The following is a 20,408-nucleotide window of genomic DNA, read 5'->3' on the forward strand; positions in this document are numbered from 1 at the left end:
CCTGCCTCAGCGCGTCGCCCGGTCAAGCCGCGACCTCCGGCCGCGCTCCTACGCTTCGCCCAGTCGCACCGTGGGTGTCACTCTTGACCCCAACCCCTCGGAAGCGCACAATCGACGGCCCGCCACTCCTTGTGGCGGGCCGTGGTACGTCCCGGAGGTGCGTGTGACGTTTGCAAGTGTGACCACTACGGCGGAAACCAGGCAGGATCCCCGCAGACCCGTCCTGCAAGCGGTCCTGTGCGACATGGACGGCACCCTGGTGGACACCGAACGCACTTGGTTCGCCACCGAGGTCAGTGTGATGGCCGGCCTCGGCTACACCCTCGAAGCCCGGCACGAGGAATACCTGCTCGGCCGGCCCATGGACCGCGCGGTCGCCTACCTCCTGGGCGTCAGCGGACTCGACATCGACCCCGCCGTACTCGAACAGCGGATCAACGACGGCATGATCGGACAACTGCGCGGTTCGGGCGTGGACCTCCGCCCCGGCGCCAAGCAGCTGCTGACCTGCCTCGAAGCCGCAGGCATCCCCTGCGCCCTGGTCACCGCGTCCCACCGGGCGATCATCGACGCAGTCCTGCCCTCACTGGGCGCACACCACTTCGCGTTCACCGTCGGCGGCGACGAGGTGACGCAGACGAAACCGTCCCCCGAGCCCTACCTGACCGCGGCACGCGCCCTGGGTGCCGACCCGGTCGCCTGCGTCGTCATCGAGGACTCACCCACCGGCATCGCCTCGGGGGAGGCCGCCGGCTGCGCGGTCCTGGCCGTCCCCAGCACCAGCCCGATCCCGGACGGACCCCGGCGCACGGTCATCGACTCACTGGAACGTGTGGACGCGGGGTTCCTCCGCGACCTGGTGGCGGCCCACGCGCGCCACTGAAGCGCTACCTCTACGAGGCGCTGGGCGCGCAGCGTCCCGAGCAGCACTAAAACAGTGCGAGGGCGCGCAGCGTCCCTGCCGCACCACAACGGGGCGAGGGCGCGCAGCGTCCCGAGCGGCACTACAACAGGGCGAGGGCGCGCAGCGTCCCGAGCGGCACTACAACAGGGCGAGGGCGCGCAGCGTCCCGAGCGCGTCCGGAGGACGCGGATTTTCGGGCGACGCGCAGACGCCGACCAGCTCCGGAGCGAAGCGACGGAGATGGGAGGAAAACGTCTGCGCTTGGAGCCCGGCAGCAGCACAGTCTGCGCTTGGAGCCCGGCAGCAGCACAGTCTGCGCTTGGAGCCCGGCAGCAGCACAGTCTGCGCTTGGAGCCCGGCATAAAAACAGCGGGAGCGGACGGGTGAAGTGCCCCGTCCGCTCCCGCTACCCCGTTACGCGGCGCCCGCCACGTCTTCCCCCGTTACGGACGCCGGTCCTGCATCCCCGTTCCCCCGTGCACTTCTCCTCATGGACCCCGCCGGACCGAAGTCCGCCGTCCCGCCGTTCCCCGTCGACCGGTGGGATGGGTCCCGTGCTCCGTCCCGTCCTGAGTCCGTCGTCCCCGCCGGACCAGGCCGGTACGCTCCCGCCGAAGTTCTGCGTGAAGCGTTCCCCGTTACAGGTTCAGTCTGTCCGACCGCACACCCCCGGCGCCGCAGGGAAGTCCCTCATCATTGGCCCCACTCCCTCGCTCCAAAGCGCGGGTAACCGGACAAAAATGCCCTGATATCAGTGTGAAAACGAACGAACCGGTCGATCTGCGGCCGGGGGTCGCCGGGGTCGCCGGAAACTCGTCTAGACCACTGGCGGGTAACCCGTACGGTGTAACCGTGCGCAGCGGCCCTGACCTTCCGAATCCCTCCGACAGCCCCAGGCAGCCGGTGGTCGAGCGCGCGCGCACGACCGCCACCGACTGGTTCTACGAACTGCGGCACGGCTGCCGGAGTGACGAAGACCTGTGGCGCCGGCCAACCCGGCACGACTTCGTCGTCGTCGCCCTGCTGGGCTTCTGCTCCGTCGGCGCCCTGTTCCTCGACAACATCGGCGACGGCGTCGACCACGAACCCGACGCCCTGGGCGTCATCCTGGCGCTGTTGTGCGTCCTCCCGCTGCTGTGGCGCAACAGCCACTCCCTGCGGGTCCTCCTCGCGACCACCGGCCCGCTCCTGGCCCTGGCCTCCCTGCACTACGAGTCCGCCGCCGCCAGCCTCGGCCAGATCGTCGCCATGTACAGCGTCGCTGTCGGCCGCCCGCGCGTCCCCGCCGCCTTCGCGCTGTTCTTCGCTGAGATCACCACCGTCACCTGGCTCGCCCTGCGCGACGCCCCCGACGGTGTCGTCAACGTGATCGCCAACGCCGCCGCCCTCTTCGCCGTCTGGGCCTTCGCCCGGAGTGTCGGCTTCCGCCGCGCGTACACCGCCGAGCTCGAAGCCCACGCAGTCCGCCTCGAAGTCACCCGCGACGCCGACATGCGCGCCGCCGTCGCCGAGGAACGCGCCCGTATCGCCCGCGAACTCCACGACGTCGTCGCCCACCACGTCTCGGTGATGACCGTGCAGGCCTCCGCCGCAGGACGCATCCTCACCCGCAACCCCGAACGCGCCAAAGAGGCCATGGCGGCGGTCGAATCCACCGGGCGCGACGCCCTGGTCGAAATGCGCCGCCTCGTCGGCGTCCTGCGCAGCGACGACCCGAACACCGACAAGTCGATCGACGGCGGGCACGCGCCCCAGCCGGGGCTCGACCAGCTCGACACCCTCATCGGCCAGGTCCGCGACACCGGCCTGGCCGTCGAACTCGCCATCGAGGGCGTCCCCAGCGAACTGCCCCAGGGCATCGACCTCGCGGTCTACCGCATCGTCCAGGAAGCCCTCACCAACACCCTCAAGCACGCGGGCCCCGCGGCCTCCTGGGTCCTCCTGCGGTACATCCCCGGCGAAGTCTTCGTCCGCATCACCGACGACGGCGCCGAACCCCGGCCCAGCAGCGCCGAGAAGCGCTACGGCCACGGCCTGGTCGGCATGCGCGAACGGGTCGCGCTGTACGGAGGGGAGATCCACACCGGCCGCCACCCCGAAGGCGGCTTCGAAGTCCGCGCCCGCATCCCCCTCCCAGTACCGGCGTCGGGCACCGGCCGCCCCGCCCGTAGGGTGAACGACCGCGCCACCACCCCCGGTGCCGAACGACTGGAGCAGAGCCACCCATGACGATCCGTGTGATCCTCGTCGACGACCAGCCCTTGCTGCGCACGGGCTTCAAGATGATCCTCGAGGCCGAGCCGGACATCGCCGTGGTCGGCGAGGCCGGCGACGGTGAACAGGCCGTGGAGCAGGTCCGCATCCTGCAGCCCGACGTGGTCCTCATGGATATCCGGATGCCCCGTATGGACGGCGTCCAGGCCACCCGACACATCGTCGCCGCCGGGCAGGACCAGGCACACGCCCCGCGCGTCCTGGTGCTGACGACCTTCGACCTCGATGAATACGTGGTGGAGGCACTGCGCGCCGGAGCCAGCGGCTTCCTGCTCAAGGACGTCCCCGCCGACGACCTGATCGAGGCGATCCGGGTCATCGCCTCGGGCGAGGCACTGCTCGCCCCGAGCGTCACCCGCAGGCTCCTGGACATGTACGCGTCCCGGCTGCCGTCCGCCGAGTCGCCCACCCCGGACACCCTCTCCTCGCTCACCGAGCGTGAGCTCGAAGTGCTGCGGCTGGTGGCCCGGGGGATGTCGAACGCGGAGATCGCCGCGGAGCTCTACGTCAGCGAAACGACGGTCAAGACGCACGTCGGGCACGTGTTGACCAAGCTGGGTCTGCGCGACCGGGTGCAAGCCGCGGTCTACGCCTATGAAAGCGGTCTCGTACGGCCTGGAAGCCTCTGAACGTACGGGCTCCAAGCGCGGGCTGTTCTTTTGCCGGGCTCCGAGCGCGGGCTGTTCTTTTGCCGGGCTCCAAGCGCGGGCGTCATCCTCACATCTCCGTCGCTGCGCTCCGGAGCTGTTCGGCGTCCGCGCGTCGCCCGGTCATACCGCGCCCTCCGGGCGCGCTTCTTCGCTTCGCTCGGTCGCTTGTGGTGGGTCTGCTTGGCTCCGGAGCTGTTCGGCGCCCGCGCGTCGCCCGGTCATACCGCGCCCTCCGGGCGCGCTTCTTCGCTTCGCTCGGTCGCTTGTGGTGGGTCTGCTGCGCTGAGCTGGGCGCCGACTACGCGGGGACCACCGGCAGTGGATAGACCGGCGGCGTCCCGCCGAACTCCGGGCACACCGACTGGTGTTCGCACCACCCGCACAGTTTGCTGCGCTGCGGCCGCCAGTCGCCCGTGCGCGTGGCCAGTTCGATCGCCGCCCAGAGCGCCTTGACCCTCTGCTCCGTCGCGAGCAGGTCGCTCTCCACCGGGTCGTAGGTGACGACCTCGCCGCCGTTGCCGAGGTACACCAGCTGCAGCCGACGCGGGATCGTCCCGTTCGCGCGCCACAGGACCAGCGCGTAGAAGGTCATCTGGAACAGTGCCTTGTCCCGGAACCGCAGCGGCGGGGCCTTGCCCGTCTTGTAGTCCACCACCCGCAGGTCACCGCTGCCCGGGGCGACGTCGAGCCGGTCGACGATGCCGCGCAGCGTCAGGCCGTCCGCCAGCGTCGTCTCGATGTACATCTCCCGCTCGGCCGGGTCCAGGACGGTGGGGTCCTCCAGCGCGAAGTACTGCTCCACCAGCCGCTCGGCTTCGTCGAGCCACTGCGCGAACTCCTTCGCGCGGACGTCCTCCCCACCGTCGAACAGGTCGGCCAGCTCCGGCTTCTGCGCCAGGAGTGCCTCCCACGAAGGCCGCACCATCGCCTGCGCGTGCGCGACCGTGCGGTCGGGGCGGGGCAGGTCGTACAGCTTCTCCAGGACCGTGTGCACCAGCGTGCCGCGGGTCGCCGCGGGGCTCTGCTTCTCCGGCAGCTTGTCGATCACCCGCAGCCGGTACAGCAGCGGGCACTGCATGAAGTCCTGCGCGCGCGACGGCGACAGCGACACGGGGGGCCGCGGCGGCGTGACGGCGGGCTCGGCTGGGGGCGCGGGGTCGACGGTGCTCATAACCAGCCAGCGTACGAGGTCCCCCCGACACGGGGGCTGCGGAGCCTGTATTTCAGTCTTCTGTGGCATTACGCTCAGCCGCCGCTCGTGTACGTGGTCGCACCCTCCGTCCCAGCCGAAGGGCCTCACCTCTATGCGCACAGCTCTGCGTCCCAGATCAGCCGCCGTGGCCGCCGCGACGGCCGCCCTGCTCCTGGCCACCGCGACAGCCCCGGCCTCAGCGCACGAGTCGTCCCGTACGCCGTCGAAGGTCACCGTCGGTGACAAGACCTTCATCGCCGACGGCCAGGGGCGCGCCACCCAATGGCGCGGGTTCAACGTCGGCGACAAGGAACACCGCGGTGCGGAAGCGTTCAAGGACATCACCGAGGAGGACTTCCGGATGATGTCCGCCCGCGGCTACAACCTCGCCCGGGTGCTGTTCTTCTGGGACGACCTGGAAGAGCGGCCGGGGCGCTACAGCCGCGACTACCTGAAGAAGATGGACCGCATCCTCGACTGGGCCGGCAAGTACGGTGTCAAAGTCATGCTCGACGCCCACCAGGACGTCTACGGCCCGTACTTCAGCCACCACCGCGGGATGCCGGAGTGGACGACCCGCGACGACGGACAGCCCTACGAGACCGTCCCGGGTGACTGGTTCGCCGAGTACTACACCCCCGGCGTCCAGGCCGCGTTCGACCACCTCTACACCGACGCGGACCTCCAGAAGGCCCACGCGGACATGTGGCTGAAAGTCGCCGCCACCTTCGGCCGGCACCCCGCGGTCCTCGGCTACGACCTCATGAACGAGCCCATGGGCAAGTTCCTCCCGGGTGAGACCGTCCCGGACGACCTCCCGGCGGCCGCGGGACGCATCGAAGCCACCCAGATCACCGGGATGTGGAACCGTCTCACCGACGCGATCAGGCTCGTCGACCGCAGAAACTGGGTCTTCGTCGAACCCACCCCGATCGTCGGCTTCGGCGTCCCGACCGCGCTCGGGAAGATCACGGACGACAAAGCCGCGTACGCTCCGCACTTCTACGAATCGGCGATGGAAGTCGGGGCGGACTACGACCCGGACGGCGGATTCATCGAGAACTACGAAGCCGCTGTCAGCGCCTACCCCGAGCAGTACGGCATGCCGGTGATCGTGGGGGAGTGGGGCCCGCCCGACGCGTCCCTCCCCAACATCCCCCTGATGTACAACCGCATCACCGCCGCGATGGACCGCTTCTCCTCAGGGTGGGCCAACTACACCTGGTGCAGCGGCGGCGGCTACTGCTTCAACGACGCCGCCGGGCAGCCCAAGCCCAACAACCGGCTGCTCGTCCAGCCCTACGCCAAGGCGGTCGCCGGCGCGCCCACGGCCTACGCCTACGACACGGCCACCCGCACGTACACCCTGACCTTCACCACCCGCCGCGACGTCCGCGGCACCACGGACATAGAAATCCCCAGGGACGTCTACGCCAAGGGCTACACGGTGGACGTCACCGGCCCCGGCCGGACCCGCTGGAAGAGGTGCGACGACCGTCAGTCCCTCCTGGAGATCACCACCAAGGGCGCCGGCACCTACCAGGTCACGATCACACCCAAGTGAAATTCGGCGGGCGTACGGCCGACGTCTGTCAACACGTCCGTACGCCCGGCGTCGCTCAGTTGCGCATGAGACCCAGGAACGCCCGCTCCACATCACTGCGCACCAGGACTCCGTACACGCTGCCGTCGGCCTCAACCACGAGGTACTCCGTCGACGGCGCGACCCGCAGCGCCCCGAGCAGTTCCTCGCCGGTCAGCTCGGCGGAGACCCGCAACCCCGGCTCCAGCGGACGCGACAGCGGCCCCACCGACTCCCACGGACGCCGGTGTGCCGGCACCGCCAGGATCTTCGCGTCGTTCACCAGCGCGACCGGCGCACCGGCCCCGTCGACCACGACCAGCGCCCGCGCCCCGGCCTCGTCCGCCTGGCGCAGCGCCTCCGACAACGGCGTGTCCGCCGGGACCGGCACGGCCCGGCGGGTCAGCCCGCGCACCGACAGCTCAGGCAGCCGCTCGTGGATCTGCTCAGCCCGCAGCGACTGCACAGCTCCGGCCCACATGAACATCGACACGAAACAGCCGCACAGCAGGAGGTACAGGCGCGTACCGCCGCTCTCCCCGGCCGACCACCACACCGTGAACAGGAGCGTCGCCACCGCCAGGACCCGGCCGGCCCACGACGCAGCGGCCGTCCCCTTCAACGGCCGGCCGCTCACACCCCACACGACGGCCCGCAGCATCCGGCCACCGTCCAACGGCAGCCCCGGCAGCAGGTTGAACCCCGCCACCAGCAGGTTCGACACACCCAGCAGCAGGACCATCCGGCCCCCCACACTGTCCGTGTCCAACGGCTGCGCGGCCAGCCAGAACCCTCCGCCGAGCACCAGGGACAGCACAGGCCCAGCGGCGGCCACCGCGAACTCGCTGCCCGGCGTCTTCGGCTTGTCACTCTCCGTCGCCCCGCCCAGGAACTGGATGGTGATGCGCTTGACACTCAACCCGAAACGCTGCGCCGTGACCGCGTGCGCCAACTCGTGCACCAGGACCGACAGATAAAGCAGGACCGCAAAACCGAACGCGACCGCGTACTGCCAGTTCCCGAGCCCCGGGATCACTTCCCCGAACGTCGGGCCGAACAGCACGGTGATCACCACCGCGATCAGGAACCACGTCGGCGCCACGTACACCGGCACCCCGAACGGCCGACCCATGAGCATGCCGCGGTTCCGCGACGGGTCCTGTCCCTCGTCACGTACGTCCTGCGGTCTGGAGTCGTCCACGACCGAATGCTAGGCGACAAGGGCCGGGTTTGGTCGGCAGGCGATCACGACGGTCACCGCGTTCACCAGCAGGACCCCTTGGTAAGGCGCACCGGGGGCAACGCCTTAAGCTGTACGACATGTCCGAACCGACCGGTGCCGCCCGCCGACGCGGCCCATTCCAGGTCGGGGACCAGGTCCAGCTGACCGACCCCAAAGGCCGCCACCACACCTTCACACTTCAAGCAGGCAAGGCATTCCACACCCACAAGGGTGCCTTCCAGCACGACGAGTTGATCGGAGCCCCAGAAGGCTCCGTGGTGCGCTCCACAGGACAAGTCGAATACCTCGCGCTGCGCCCCCTGCTCTCCGATTTCGTCCTGTCCATGCCGCGCGGAGCGGCCGTCGTCTACCCCAAGGACGCCGGCCAGATCGTCGCCATGGCCGACATCTTCCCCGGCGCCCGCGTCGTGGAGGCCGGTGTCGGCTCCGGCGCGCTCACCTGCTCCCTCCTGCGCGCAGTGGGCGACGGCGGCTCGCTGTCGTCCTACGAACGCCGCGACGACTTCGCCCAGATCGCTACAAAGAACGTCGAAACCTTCTTCGGCGGGCCACACCCGTCCTGGAAACTCACCGTCGGCGACCTCCAGGACAACCTCAGCGAGACCGGGGTCGACCGTGTCGTCCTCGACATGCTCGCCCCGTGGGAATGCCTCGAAGCCGTCCACAAGGCCCTCGTCCCCGGCGGCCTCGTCGTCTGTTACGTGGCCACCACCACCCAGCTGTCCCGCACGGTCGAGACCATGCGTGAGCTCAAGGGCTTCGCCGAGCCCCAGCCGTGGGAGTCGATGGTCCGCACCTGGCACGTCGAGGGCCTGGCCGTCCGCCCCGACCACCGCATGATCGGGCACACCGGCTTCCTGGTCACCGCCCGTAGGCTGGCCGACGGCGTCGAACCGCCGCTGCGCCGTCTGCGCCCCTCCAAGGGCTCGTACGGTGAGGACTGGCAGGCGGCGCAGGAGGGCAAGCCGAAGGGTTCGCTCAAGGAGCGTCTGGAGGCACGCAAGGCCGCCGAGGCGGCAGCAACGGGAGAAGGCAGCGGCTCCGATGCCGCCGAGACCACTGCCGTGGAAGAAGCTGTCGTGGAGGCGGCCACTGTGCAGACCCCCGCTTCGGAGGCGGCCGGGACCGCGTAGGTCCGGTAGCTCCTGACGCCGTGTCATAGAAATCACAGAGACCGACCCCGGGGCCTGTACGGGCCCCGGGGTCGATCGTTAACGTCACAAGGGTGACTGAGAACCGCGACGAAGTCGCCATGAAGCCCAGGGGCGGCACAGCCCTCGCCCACACCGAGCGCCCCGCCCCACGCGAAGACATGACGACGAAGACCGCGGTGACGTACATGGTCATCGTGTTCCTGATCGCCGTCCTCAGCGGTGCGGCGGTCTACGCCGGCGCTTCCTTCGACGGCGGCCGGCCGGGCACGACCGCCCCGGCTGACGGCAGCGGCAACCACACCGGTGACTGAAACCCGGTACGACCGCGGGCCACGCAGACGGAAACGCCGGCCCTGACGACAGGTCAGGACCGGCTTTCAGGTATGTCAGGCCGTGGAGCGGACCGTGTCAGGCGACGTCAGGACCGTAGATCTCCACACCGTCGCTCACGCGCTTGACGTGGATGCAGTCACCCGGGCACTTCGCCGTCGCGTCGATCACGTCGACCAGCAGGTTGCGCGGCACCGGCACGGCGGCGCCGACTTCGGTGCGCAGCTCGTCGTCCGGGCCCTTCACGTACGCCAGCCCGTCGATGTCCAGTTCGAACACCTCGCGGGCGTACTCCACGCAGATCCCGTCCCCGGTGCACAGATCCTGGTCGATCCAAACCTCAAGTGGTTCGTTGTCTGCGGACATGCGTGCGCCCCATCTGTGTGGAAACCGTACTGTTTTCTATCGCGATCTGTCTTATAGACACTACCTCCGGACAGATTCCCGGCACGCAACGGTGGGTATCACGACCGCACAGCATGTGGGGGCAGTCACAAGGGTGAAGACAGGACACGCCCGGACCGTCTTTCCGATCAAGGGGTTTACACCCCGTCTGCCGTAGGTAGGGTCGGAAGACGTCGCAGCTCCCCAGGAGGAGGTGAGGACCGTGGCAGTCCACGACGATGACATGAACCGTAGTGGCAGGCCGGCCCGGGGTACGGACGACCTCATGGGCCAGGTGTCCTTTCTAGAGCAGGAAGTAGCAGTCCTGCGTCGCAAGCTCGCCGAGTCACCGAGGCAGGCAAGGTTGTTGGACGAGCGGGTAGTCGAACTCCAGTCATCACTCGCAGGTCTCACGTCGCAGAACGAACGGCTCGTCGCGACGCTCCGAGAAGCCCGTGACCAGATCGTCGCGCTGAAGGAGGAAGTCGACCGGCTGGCCCAACCGCCGTCCGGCTTCGGCACGTTCCTGCAGGGCAACGAGGACGGCACGGCAGACATCCACACCGGGGGCCGCAAGCTCCGGGTGAACGTCAGTCCCGACATCGACCTCGACGGACTCCAGCGTGGCCAGGAGGTCATGCTCAACGAAGCACTCAACATCGTCGAAGCCATGGAGTTCGAACGGCTCGGCGACGTGGTGATGCTCAAGGAACTCCTCGAGGACGGCGAGCGCGCGCTCGTCCTCGGCCACACTGACGAGGAACGTGTCGTCCGGTTGGCCGAACCGCTCCTGAACGCCCCGCTCCGGCCGGGGGATTCGCTCCTGCTCGACTCCCGTTCGGGATACGTGTACGAGCGCGTCCCGAAGAGCGAGGTCGAAGAGCTGGTCCTCGAAGAGGTCCCGGACATCGACTACACGAAGATCGGCGGCCTGCGGAACCAGATCGAGATGATCCGGGACGCGGTCGAACTCCCCTACCTCCATCCCGACCTGTTCAAAGAGCACGAGTTGCGGCCGCCGAAGGGGATCCTGCTGTACGGGCCCCCCGGATGCGGGAAGACACTCATCGCCAAGGCGGTGGCCAACTCCCTGGCCAAGAAGGTCGCGGAGATGGCCGGCACGGAGATGGGCAAGAGCTACTTCCTGAACATCAAGGGCCCCGAACTCCTCAACAAGTACGTCGGCGAGACCGAGCGGCACATCCGCCTGGTCTTCCAGCGGGCGAGGGAGAAGGCCAACGAGGGCACGCCGGTCATCATCTTCTTCGACGAGATGGACTCGCTGTTCCGCACCCGCGGCTCCGGTGTCAGCTCGGACGTGGAGAACACCATCGTCCCGCAGCTGCTCTCCGAGATCGACGGCGTGGAGGGTCTGGAGAACGTCATCGTCATCGGCGCCTCCAACCGCGAGGACATGATCGACCCGGCGATCCTGCGGCCGGGCCGCCTCGACGTCAAGATCAAGATCGAACGTCCGGACGCCGAAGCGGCCAGGGACATCTTCGGCAAGTACCTCAAGGTCAGCCTCCCGCTCCACGAGGACGACCTGGCCGAGAACGGGAACAACCGCGAAGCCACGGTGGGCGCGATGATCCAGGCCACCGTGGAGCGGATGTACACCGAGACCGACGAGAACCGCTTCCTGGAGGTCACGTACGCCAACGGTGACAAGGAGACCTTGTACTTCAAGGACTTCAACTCCGGCGCGATGATCGAGAACATCGTCGGGCGGGCGAAGAAGATGGCCATCAAGGACTTCCTCGAGGCCAGGCAGCGGGGCATCCGCGTGACCCACCTCCTCGCCGCGTGCGTCGACGAGTTCAAGGAGAACGAGGACCTGCCCAACACCACCAACCCCGACGACTGGGCGCGGATCTCCGGCAAGAAGGGCGAGCGGATCGTGTACATCCGTACGCTCATCTCGGGCAAGCAGGGTGCCGAGGCCGGCCGGTCCATCGACACTGTCGCCAACACCGGGCAGTACCTCTAGGCGCGGGGCAAGCCGAAGGGCGAAGGTCCTCCGCCGGTTCTGCGGAGGGCCTCATGCCCGGCGCAGTCCGCGAAAGACCGGACACAGTCGCCGCGGTCCGCAGGTTATGCGGACCGCGGCGACACGCACGACCGGGGTCGGCCGGAAGGACGCCGTCGTACGGAAACCACGCAGGTGATCCGTCCAATGGCATTCCACGGGACGATCCGCAGCAATAGGCTCAAGGCATGACCAGGGTGTCCCTGGCCGGGCGGTCCACAGCGTCGTACGGGAGCAGTCCGCTCCCGTCCCGCGGTTGTGACCTGCTCCGGCTCCGGGGACCGGCCGGGCAACAGAGGGGGTCGCATGACCGTCTGGCGCGTGATGGGCATCGAAACCGAATACGGCATCTCCGTTCCGGGGCAGCCGAACGCCAATGCGATGCTGACATCGTCTCAGATCGTGAACGCCTACGCGGCGGCCATGCAGCGGGCGCGGCGCGCGCGCTGGGACTTCGAGGAGGAGAACCCACTGCGCGACGCGCGCGGGTTCGACCTGGCCCGCGAACTGGCCGACGCCAGCCAGCTCACCGACGAGGACGTCGGCCTGGCCAACGTCATCCTGACCAACGGCGCGCGGTTGTACGTCGACCACGCGCACCCCGAGTTCTCCGGTCCCGAGAACACCAACCCGCGGGACGCGGTCGTGTGGGACAAGGCCGGCGAACGCATCATGGCCGAGGCCGCCCGGAAGGCGGCCGAAGCGCCCGGTGGGCAGAACATCCTGCTCTACAAGAACAACACCGACAACAAGGGCGCCTCGTACGGCACGCATGAGAACTACCTCATGCAGCGGTCGACCCCGTTCGCCGACATCGTCCGCCACCTCACCCCGTTCTTCGTCTCCCGCCAGGTGGTCACCGGAGCGGGCCGGGTCGGCATCGGGCAGGACGGCTCCGGGCACGGCTTCCAGCTCAGCCAGCGCGCCGACTACTTCGAAGTCGAAGTCGGCCTTGAGACGACGCTGAAGCGCCCCATCATCAACACCCGCGACGAACCGCACGCCGACGCGGAGAAGTACCGCCGGCTGCACGTCATCATCGGTGACGCCAACCTGTCGGAGATCTCGACGTACCTCAAGCTCGGTACCACCGCGCTGGTCCTGTCGATGATCGAGGACAAGTTCATCACCACCGACCTGACCGTGGACCAGCCGGTGCGCACCCTGCACCAGGTCTCCCACGACCCGTCGCTCAAGCACCTGATGGTGTTGCGCAGTGGCCGGAAACTGACGGCGATCCAGCTGCAGATGGAATATCTCGAGCTGGCCCGCAAGTACGTCGAGGACCGGTTCGGCTCGGATGTGGACGAGGTCACCACCGACGTCCTGGACCGCTGGGAGTCGGTGCTCAGTCGGCTGGAGGGCAACCCGATGTCGCTGGCGCGGGAGCTCGACTGGGTGGCCAAACTCCAGCTCCTGGAGGGCTACCGGCAGCGGGACGGCCTCGACTGGGACGCTCCGCGCCTCGGCCTGGTGGACCTGCAGTACGCCGACGTCCGGCCGGACAAGGGCCTGTACAACAAGCTTGAGTCGCGCTTCGAGCGGATCACGACCGAGGCCGAGGTGCAGCGCGCGGTCCACCAGCCGCCGGACGACACCCGGGCGTACTTCCGCGGGCGCTGCCTGGCGCAGTACCCGGACGAGGTCGCGGCGGCGTCGTGGGACTCGGTCATCTTCGATGTGGCGGGGCACGACTCGCTCCAGCGGGTGCCCACCATGGAGCCGCTGCGGGGGACCAGGGCGCACGTCAAGGACCTGCTCGACCGGTGCCGTACGGCCGAGGACCTGGTCCGGGCCCTCACCGGCGGTTGAGACGGTCCCCCGCGGGACTCCCGGAGGGTGGAACAGGCGTTCGCCGTCAGGTGAACCGTCTGTTCCACGGGTGATGTGGAGCGAGTGGGGGAACAACGTACGCAGGGGATCCGTACGGATCCCCAGAAAACGGGACAGAGGCCGGATACCGCGCAAACCGGGATCATCCACAACCTGTCACGTGAAGGGTCTGAATCACCGGCGCCCATCGCGACGCCGACCGGAAATGCGGAAAGAAATGGCGGGGTGAGCGGAATGCCTACAAAAGACACCGGCGGCGGGCAGCAGCATGCGAACCGGCGTTCCGAGGAGGTCGACGAGACCACCACGGAGACGCAGGAGGCCACGGACCTTCAGGAGCGGCAGGAGAAACTGACCGACGACGTCGATTCGATTCTCGATGAAATCGACGAGGTCCTAGAAGAGAACGCCGAAGAATTCGTGCGGTCCTTCGTGCAAAAGGGTGGTCAATAAAAGGCAATGTATAGGTAAAGATCGGCGAGGGTGGTGAAGTTTTTCCCAGGACTCAGGGAATCGCAGGACTCTTCCTGGTTTCGCGGGAATTCAACGGATACTGGCAGAATTCAGCGGAATCCAAAGGTCCAGCTTTGCGCCACTCGGTCCGCCGTCGGCGGCGGAGGCTGAATTCCGTGGTCCCCGACCGCACCGGAACCCGTCCGGTCCGGATGTCCGCCGGGGCCGGGCACACCGGCATCGATCATGGAACCGGTAAGGTCCGGGCCGTACCCTGCTTCACCTGCAACGCCGCACTAGGCAAGTCCTCAAGGACCGGCCGGCCGTCGCACGCCGCGCCGCCTCCTACCTGGAAGGGATCGTGTGGAAGCCAACACTCATGGCGCCGGGCGTCTGCCGGCTGCCTTCCTGACCCCCGGTTCGTCATCGTTCACCGACTTCCTGTCCCAGTACCAGCCCGGACTCCTGCCCGGCGGAAGACCGTTGCCTGCGGGCAGTGTCGTCGAGGCCCCGCACGGCACGACGATCGTCGTGGCGACCTTCCCGGGCGGCGTGGTCATGGCCGGCGACCGCCGGGCGACGATGGGCAACATCATCGCCCAGCGGGACATCGAAAAGGTCTTCCCGGCCGACGAGTACTCCTGTGTGGGTATCGCCGGAACCGCCGGCCTGGCCATCGAGATGGTCAAGCTGTTCCAGGTCGAACTCGAGCACTACGAGAAGATCGAGGGGACGGTCATGTCCCTCGAGGGCAAGGCCAACCGCCTCTCCCAGATGATCCGCAGCAACCTCGGAATGGCGATGCAGGGCCTGGCCGTCGTGCCACTGTTCGCCGGCTACGACGTCGAGTCGGCGGAGAGCCGGATCTACAGCTACGACATCACCGGCGGCCGGTCCGACGAGACGGGGTTCCACGCGGTGGGCTCCGGATCACTGTTCGCCCGCGGGTCGATGAAGAAGCTGTACCGCCCGGACCTGTCCGCCGAGGACGCCGTCACCGTGTGCGTGCAGGCGCTGTACGACGCGGCCGACGACGACTCGGCCACCGGCGGGCCCGACCTGTACCGGCGCATCTTCCCGGTGGTGACAGTGGTCACCGAGGACGGCGTGCGCCGCATGCCGGAGGACGAGCTCGGCACGATCGTGGAGCGGATCGTCGGCGCCCGGATGCACCATCCGGACGGCCCGACCGCGTCCTTGACCTGACATCTCCTGCGGACAAAACGATGAGCACTCGGGAAAGGACTCCACGGTGACGACGCCCTTTTATGTGTCGCCGCAGCAGGCCATGGCGGACCGGGCCGACTACGCCCGCAAGGGCATCGCCCGGGGCCGCAGTGTGGTTGTGCTGACGTACACCGACGGAATCGTGTTCGTGGCGGAGAACCCGTCCCGGGCACTGCACAAGATGAGCGAGTTGTACGACCGCATCGGGTTCGTCGCGGTCGGCAAGTACAACGAGTTCGAGCAGCTGCGGATCGCCGGCGTGCGCTACGCCGACGTGCGGGGCTACTCGTACGCCCGCACCGACGTGACGGCGCGCGGGATGGCGAACCTGTACGCGCAGACCCTCGGCACGATCTTCTCCTCAGGCGGGGAGAAGCCGTTCGAGGTGGAGCTGATCGTCGCCGAGGTGGGCGACTCGCCCTCCGACGACCAGGTCTACCGCCTGACGTACGACGGCTCGATCGCCGACGAGCACGGGTACGTCGCGATGGGCGGCAACTCCGACCAGATCACCGGGCAGCTCAAACAGCACCACCAGCAGGGGCTTTCGCTGTCGGACGCCCTCAAGGTGGCGGTGGACGCGCTCGCCCGGGACAGCGCGGGGGAGAAGCGGACGATCACCGCCTCGCAGCTGGAGGTGGCGGTGCTGGACCGCACCCGCACCCAGAAGCGCAAGTTCAAGCGGATCGTCGGCGGGCCGCTGGCCCGGCTCCTCAACGGCACGGACGCCGAAGTGGCCGCCGCGGTTGAGGAGGCGGGGGACTCCGCGGAGTCCTGACCGTACGTCATGTCAGTGGAAGGACCCGCCCGGGACACGGGCGGGTCCTTCCTGCGGTCCGGTGCCGGGACGCGCGGTGGAGAAAGATCGAAATTTCTGAAATCACCCGTACGGAGCTGTGCCATAACGGCCTGTCATGAGCGTAATGTTGATTCATGGACCGCCGAATCTTCGGGCTGGAGAACGAATACGGCGTCACCTGTACGTTCCGGGGACAGCGCAGGCTCTCCCCGGACGAGGTGGCGCGGTACCTCTTCCGCCGTGTCGTGTCATGGGGCCGAAGCAGTAACGTCTTCCTACGCAATGGTGCCCGGCTGTATCTGGACGTGGGCAGTCATCCCGAGTACGCCACACCTGAGTGTGACTCCGTACCCGAGCTGGTGACCCACGACAAAGCCGGTGAGCGAATCCTCGAGGGCCTTCTCGTCGATGCCGAAAGGCGTCTGCACGAGGAGGGGATCGCGGGAGACGTCTACCTTTTCAAGAACAACACCGATTCCGCCGGGAATTCGTACGGCTGTCACGAGAACTACCTCGTGGCGCGGCACGGCGAGTTCTCCCGCCTGGCCGATGTGCTCATCCCCTTCCTGGTGACCAGACAGCTGCTGTGCGGCGCGGGGAAGATCCTCCAGACCCCGCGCGGCGCGGTCTACTGCGTGAGCCAGCGCGCCGAGCACATCTGGGAGGGCGTCAGCTCCGCGACGACGCGCTCCCGCCCGATAATCAACACCCGTGACGAACCGCACGCCGACGCCGAGCGCTACCGGCGGCTGCACGTGATCGTCGGGGACTCCAACATGGCCGAGTCGACGACGCTGCTCAAGGTCAGCTCCACCGACCTCGTGCTGCGCATGATCGAAGCCGGCACGGTCCTGCGGGACATGACGCTGGAGAACCCGATCCGGGCGATCCGCGAGGTGAGCCACGACATCACCGGCCAGCGCAAGGTGCGCCTGGCCAACGGCAAGGAGGCCAGCGCGCTGGAGATCCAGCGCGAGTACCTCAGCAAGGCCCAGGACTTCGCCGACCGGCGGGGCATCAACACCGGGGTCGTCGCCCAGACCCTGGAGCTGTGGGACCGCACACTGCGGGCCATCGACACCGGCAACCTCGACATGGTGTCGGGGGAGATCGACTGGGTCATCAAACACCAGCTGATCGAGCGCTACCGTGCCAAGCACAACCTGCCCATGTCCTCCCCGAGGATCGCCCAGATCGACCTGGCGTACCACGACATCCACCGGCGTCGCGGCCTGTTCTACCTGATGCAGCGGCGCGGGCAGATCGAGCGCATCACCACCGACCTGAAGACCTTCGAGGCCAAGTCCCTGCCACCGCAGACGACCCGCGCCAAGCTGCGCGGCGAGTTCATCAAACGGGCGCAGGAGCAGCGGCGGGACTTCACCGTCGACTGGGTGCACCTCAAGCTCAACGACCAGGCGCAGCGCACCGTCCTGTGCAAGGACCCGTTCCGTTCGGTGGACGAGCGGGTGGAGAAGCTGATCGCCAGCATGTGACCTGACGTACCGTCTGTGGTCCCAAGGTCACAAAGAGCAGCCCGTTCCGCTGATTGCCCCGGCGGGACGGGCTGTTCCACGGACAGGCGTGGCCGCGGGTGCGCATCTTCACGCGGTATTAACCGCCGTACCCCGTAGAGTGTCGGCGTCCTTCTCGGACACCCACCATCCGCCACCGCAGAGGAACACTGTGCGCCGTCGAATCGCCGCGCTTGCGCTGGTCCCCGTCCTGATGGTCACCGCCGCCGCGTGCGGTGACGACAAGGGCGACAGCAAGAGCAAGAGCAGCCCTTCCCCGTCCTCCACCGCCCGCAAGGTAGGGGTGAGCACCACGGGTGCCGCCACCGCGGGCAAGCAGTTCGGTACGACTCCGGACATCAAGGTCCCCGACGGCCCGGCGCCGACGGAGCTGAAGGTCGAGGTCCTCACCGAGGGCACCGGTCCGGTGGCGGAAAAGGAGAACCAGACCTCCTTCAACTACGAAGGCGTGGCCTGGAGCACTAAGTCCGTCTTCGACAGTTCCTTCGACCGCGGGTCGGTCTTCGGGCCGATGCCGCTGACCGGCGGCCTGATCCAGGGCTGGCTGGACGGCATCCCGGGCAAGAAGGTCGGCAGCCGGCTGCTGATGACCATCCCGCCGGACAAGGGCTACGGGGCCGAGGGCCGGGGCGCGGACATCGGCAAGAACGAGACCCTGGTCTTCGTCGTCGACATCGTCTCGAGCTTCGGCAAGAACTCAGTCGCCCAGGGCACCGCGGTCAAGGACGTCCCGGCGGACCTGCCGAAGGTCAAGACGGTCGGCGACAAGCCGGACGGCGTGACCATCCCGGCCGGGAAGCCCGCGCCGACGCAGCAGTCCACCCAGGTCCTGATCGAGGGCGCGGGCGCGCCCATCAAGGACGGCGACCAGCTCATCGTCAACCTCGGGTCGTACCTGTGGGACGGCGGCAAGCAGGTCAGCGACACGTGGACCGGGTCGGGCCCGCAGGGCATCCCGCTGGCCCAGGGCACGCTCCCGGGCCTGGTCGAAGGTCTGACGGGCAAAAAGGTCGGCAGTCGCGTCCTGCTCGTCACCCCCGCTGACAAGGCCTACGGCGCGAAGGGCAAGGAAGCGTCGGGCATTCCGCCGAACGCTGCCCTCGTCTGGGTCATCGACGTCCTCGGCGTCGTGCCGCCGCAGAAGCAGGGCTAGTCGGCCCGGAAGCGGGCACGACTCTCTGGGAAACACACGCGGCGTCGACGGCGACGCCGTACCGGATCAGCAAGGAGCACCAAGCGCATGACCGCGAACAACAACACGAAGCCTGAGATCGAATTCCCGGGTGGCGAGGCCCCGGCCGAGCTGCAGATCCGCGACCTGTCGGTCGGCGAAGGCGCCGAGGCCGTCGCGGGCTCGAACATCAGCGCCCACTACGTGGGTGTCGCGTTCTCCACCGGCGAGGAGTTCGACGCCTCCTGGGGCCGCGGCGCGCCGCTGGACTTCCGCCTGGGTCTCGGTCAGGTCATCGAGGGCTGGGACAAGGGCATCCTCGGCATGAAGGTCGGCGGCCGCCGCGAGCTGGTCATCCCCGCGAAGATGGCGTACGGGGACCGTGGCGCCGGCGGCGCGATCAAGCCGGGCGAGACCCTGATCTTCATCGTGGACCTGGTGGGCGTGCGCTAGTCAGCAGCAGTCGAGCCGGGATGAATCCTGTACGGGGTCCATCCCGGCTTCTGCGTTTCCCAAGGAGTGGTGAGAAGGCCCGCCGCGTGGCGTCCGGCGGCGGCCGCCGCCAGGAAGTACGCGTAGTCCTCGTCCAGCCCCCGGCCCATCGTGGACAGCTTCACGGGGACCGTGCGCAGCGCCGCGTCCAGCCCGTCGACACCAACGCGCACGATGCGGTGCCGCTCCAGCGCCTTGACGTCTTCGGCGACCTGGTCCGCCAGCGGGCCGGTCAGCTCGGGCACGGGGACGTCGGCCGTGGCCAGCGCGACCCGTCCGTACGCCGTCGTGCTGTGGTGCGACACCCCGCGGTGCCGTTCCCGGCCGTCCGCGTCGGAGATGCGCAGCGACGCCACGGGCCGCCCGCCGAGCGTGGCCGCGGCGTTGACCGCCTCACCCGCCGCCACTCCGGAGAAGCCCCAGCGGGTGCCCGTGCCGAGGTTGCCGGGGCCCTGGGCCACGATCGCGATGTCCGCGCCGAGGACGTGCCGGGCGGCCAGCAGCCCGGTGTGCAGGGTGACTGCCTCCAGATCGCCGCCGAAGGCCTGCCCGACGGTGACGGACCCGGCGAGCCAGTCCGCCGTACGCAAGGTGTCGACTGTCATCGAGAACCACAGGGGGAGCGTCCCGCCGTCGGTCATCACGTACGCGGTCCGCGCCCCGGGCCGGTCAGCCCGGATTCCCGCGCAGACGGCAGGCAGGGCCGAGTGCAGGTCGGCGACGACCACGGGCATGCCGTCCAGGTCGTCGGCGTCGCGCAGCACCCCGTGGTGCGGGGAGTCCTGCTCGTCCACGCCCAGGACGACGGTCTGCAGAGGGGTGTAGCGGGCTTTGACGAGGTGGCCGGGGCCCGCGGGGGGATCCGCGGGGAGCCGCTCAGGCAGCGCCACGATGAGCGCGTAGCCGCCGGTGCCCAGACCCATGGTCAACGCCGTGGTGTTCACCAGGACCACGTCACCCGGCCCGGGAGTACCCACGACCTCCGGATAGGCCAGAGCGCGGACCGGACCGAGGTCCTCCGTGTTGACTAGCACTTCGACCGCGCCCCGCCACGTACGGCGGACTTCGACAACTTCTCCACGACGCCAACTGATCACGGTTGGTGAGCTTAGCGAGGAGTGCGTCGGAACACTCCGGACGTACGGGGGCGTTTGGT

General features: G+C 68.4%; 18 protein-coding genes. 14 read left to right on the plus strand and 4 right to left on the minus strand.

Annotated features, from left to right (window positions below; all coding sequences use genetic code 11):
• Positions 1 to 163: 163 nt before the first annotated feature.
• The 3 genes from AC0Z36_RS08555 (at position 164) to AC0Z36_RS08565 (ending at position 3,807) form a co-directional block, all read left to right on the plus strand.
• Entirely contained in the window at positions 164 to 883 is a 720-nt protein-coding gene (locus tag AC0Z36_RS08555) for an HAD family hydrolase (protein WP_485462121.1), read from the plus strand.
• A gap of 873 nt (positions 884 to 1,756) precedes the next feature.
• Positions 1,757 to 3,133 carry a sensor histidine kinase gene (locus AC0Z36_RS08560; protein WP_485462122.1) on the plus strand — a complete coding sequence of 459 codons (1,377 nt, stop codon included), beginning with the start codon at positions 1,757 to 1,759 and terminating at the stop codon, positions 3,131 to 3,133.
• Positions 3,130 to 3,807: a response regulator gene (locus AC0Z36_RS08565; protein ID WP_485462123.1), complete on the plus strand. Its 678-nt coding sequence runs from the start codon at positions 3,130 to 3,132 to the stop codon at positions 3,805 to 3,807. Before AC0Z36_RS08560 ends, AC0Z36_RS08565 begins: the two co-directional genes overlap by 4 nt.
• 319 nt (positions 3,808 to 4,126) lie before the next feature.
• On the opposite strand, the gene AC0Z36_RS08570 is transcribed toward AC0Z36_RS08565, so the two are convergent.
• Positions 4,127 to 4,999, minus strand: a complete 873-nt coding sequence (locus AC0Z36_RS08570) for a RecB family exonuclease (protein WP_485462124.1) — start codon at positions 4,997 to 4,999, stop codon at positions 4,127 to 4,129.
• Between the two features lie 133 nt (positions 5,000 to 5,132).
• Between AC0Z36_RS08570 and AC0Z36_RS08575 the strand changes: the two genes are divergently transcribed.
• On the plus strand, positions 5,133 to 6,584 hold the full coding sequence (locus AC0Z36_RS08575) for a cellulase family glycosylhydrolase (protein ID WP_485462125.1): 1,452 nt from the start codon (positions 5,133 to 5,135) through the stop codon (positions 6,582 to 6,584).
• Positions 6,585 to 6,639: 55 nt separating this feature from the next.
• Here AC0Z36_RS08575 and AC0Z36_RS08580 read toward each other — a convergent pair whose 3' ends face one another.
• Positions 6,640 to 7,803, minus strand: coding sequence for a site-2 protease family protein (locus AC0Z36_RS08580; protein ID WP_485462126.1), 1,164 nt, complete (start codon positions 7,801 to 7,803; stop codon positions 6,640 to 6,642).
• A 119-nt stretch (positions 7,804 to 7,922) separates the two neighbouring features.
• On the opposite strand from AC0Z36_RS08580, the gene AC0Z36_RS08585 reads away from it, so the two are divergent.
• A complete protein-coding gene (locus tag AC0Z36_RS08585; protein ID WP_485462127.1) occupies positions 7,923 to 8,978 on the plus strand; it encodes a tRNA (adenine-N1)-methyltransferase in 1,056 nt (351 codons plus the stop codon).
• A 92-nt stretch (positions 8,979 to 9,070) separates the two neighbouring features.
• Positions 9,071 to 9,310 carry a hypothetical protein gene (locus tag AC0Z36_RS08590; protein WP_485462128.1) on the plus strand — a complete coding sequence of 80 codons (240 nt, stop codon included), beginning with the start codon at positions 9,071 to 9,073 and terminating at the stop codon, positions 9,308 to 9,310.
• Positions 9,311 to 9,407: 97 nt separating this feature from the next.
• Here the strand turns inward: AC0Z36_RS08590 and AC0Z36_RS08595 are convergent, their stop codons facing one another.
• Complete coding sequence (locus AC0Z36_RS08595; protein WP_485462129.1) at positions 9,408 to 9,695, minus strand: ferredoxin; 288 nt, start codon at positions 9,693 to 9,695, stop codon at positions 9,408 to 9,410.
• Between the two features lie 241 nt (positions 9,696 to 9,936).
• On the opposite strand from AC0Z36_RS08595, the gene arc reads away from it, so the two are divergent.
• The 8 genes from arc (at position 9,937) to AC0Z36_RS08635 (ending at position 19,213) form a co-directional block, all read left to right on the plus strand.
• A complete protein-coding gene (arc, locus tag AC0Z36_RS08600) occupies positions 9,937 to 11,703 on the plus strand; it encodes a proteasome ATPase (RefSeq protein ID WP_485462130.1) in 1,767 nt (588 codons plus the stop codon).
• Between the two features lie 345 nt (positions 11,704 to 12,048).
• Positions 12,049 to 13,554: a depupylase/deamidase Dop gene (gene dop, locus AC0Z36_RS08605; RefSeq protein WP_485462131.1), complete on the plus strand. Its 1,506-nt coding sequence runs from the start codon at positions 12,049 to 12,051 to the stop codon at positions 13,552 to 13,554.
• Positions 13,555 to 13,809: 255 nt separating this feature from the next.
• Positions 13,810 to 14,028 carry a ubiquitin-like protein Pup gene (locus AC0Z36_RS08610; RefSeq protein WP_485462132.1) on the plus strand — a complete coding sequence of 73 codons (219 nt, stop codon included), beginning with the start codon at positions 13,810 to 13,812 and terminating at the stop codon, positions 14,026 to 14,028.
• Positions 14,029 to 14,391: 363 nt separating this feature from the next.
• Complete coding sequence (gene prcB, locus AC0Z36_RS08615) at positions 14,392 to 15,234, plus strand: proteasome subunit beta (protein ID WP_485462133.1); 843 nt, start codon at positions 14,392 to 14,394, stop codon at positions 15,232 to 15,234.
• A 46-nt stretch (positions 15,235 to 15,280) separates the two neighbouring features.
• A complete protein-coding gene (gene prcA, locus AC0Z36_RS08620) occupies positions 15,281 to 16,033 on the plus strand; it encodes a proteasome subunit alpha (RefSeq protein ID WP_485462134.1) in 753 nt (250 codons plus the stop codon).
• Positions 16,034 to 16,188: 155 nt separating this feature from the next.
• A complete protein-coding gene (pafA, locus tag AC0Z36_RS08625) occupies positions 16,189 to 17,550 on the plus strand; it encodes a Pup--protein ligase (RefSeq protein ID WP_485462135.1) in 1,362 nt (453 codons plus the stop codon).
• A gap of 190 nt (positions 17,551 to 17,740) precedes the next feature.
• Positions 17,741 to 18,742 carry an FKBP-type peptidyl-prolyl cis-trans isomerase gene (locus AC0Z36_RS08630; protein ID WP_485462136.1) on the plus strand — a complete coding sequence of 334 codons (1,002 nt, stop codon included), beginning with the start codon at positions 17,741 to 17,743 and terminating at the stop codon, positions 18,740 to 18,742.
• Positions 18,743 to 18,829: 87 nt separating this feature from the next.
• Positions 18,830 to 19,213, plus strand: coding sequence for an FKBP-type peptidyl-prolyl cis-trans isomerase (locus tag AC0Z36_RS08635; protein ID WP_485462137.1), 384 nt, complete (start codon positions 18,830 to 18,832; stop codon positions 19,211 to 19,213).
• Here the strand turns inward: AC0Z36_RS08635 and AC0Z36_RS08640 are convergent.
• Positions 19,210 to 20,349 (minus strand): DUF3866 family protein, encoded by a 1,140-nt coding sequence (locus AC0Z36_RS08640; RefSeq protein ID WP_485462138.1) that lies wholly within the window; start codon positions 20,347 to 20,349, stop codon positions 19,210 to 19,212. The two genes, AC0Z36_RS08635 and AC0Z36_RS08640, sit on opposite strands and share 4 nt — an antisense overlap.
• Positions 20,350 to 20,408 lie beyond the last annotated feature (59 nt).

The sequence above is a fragment of the Kitasatospora sp. UYEF31 genome (assembly GCF_057291755.1).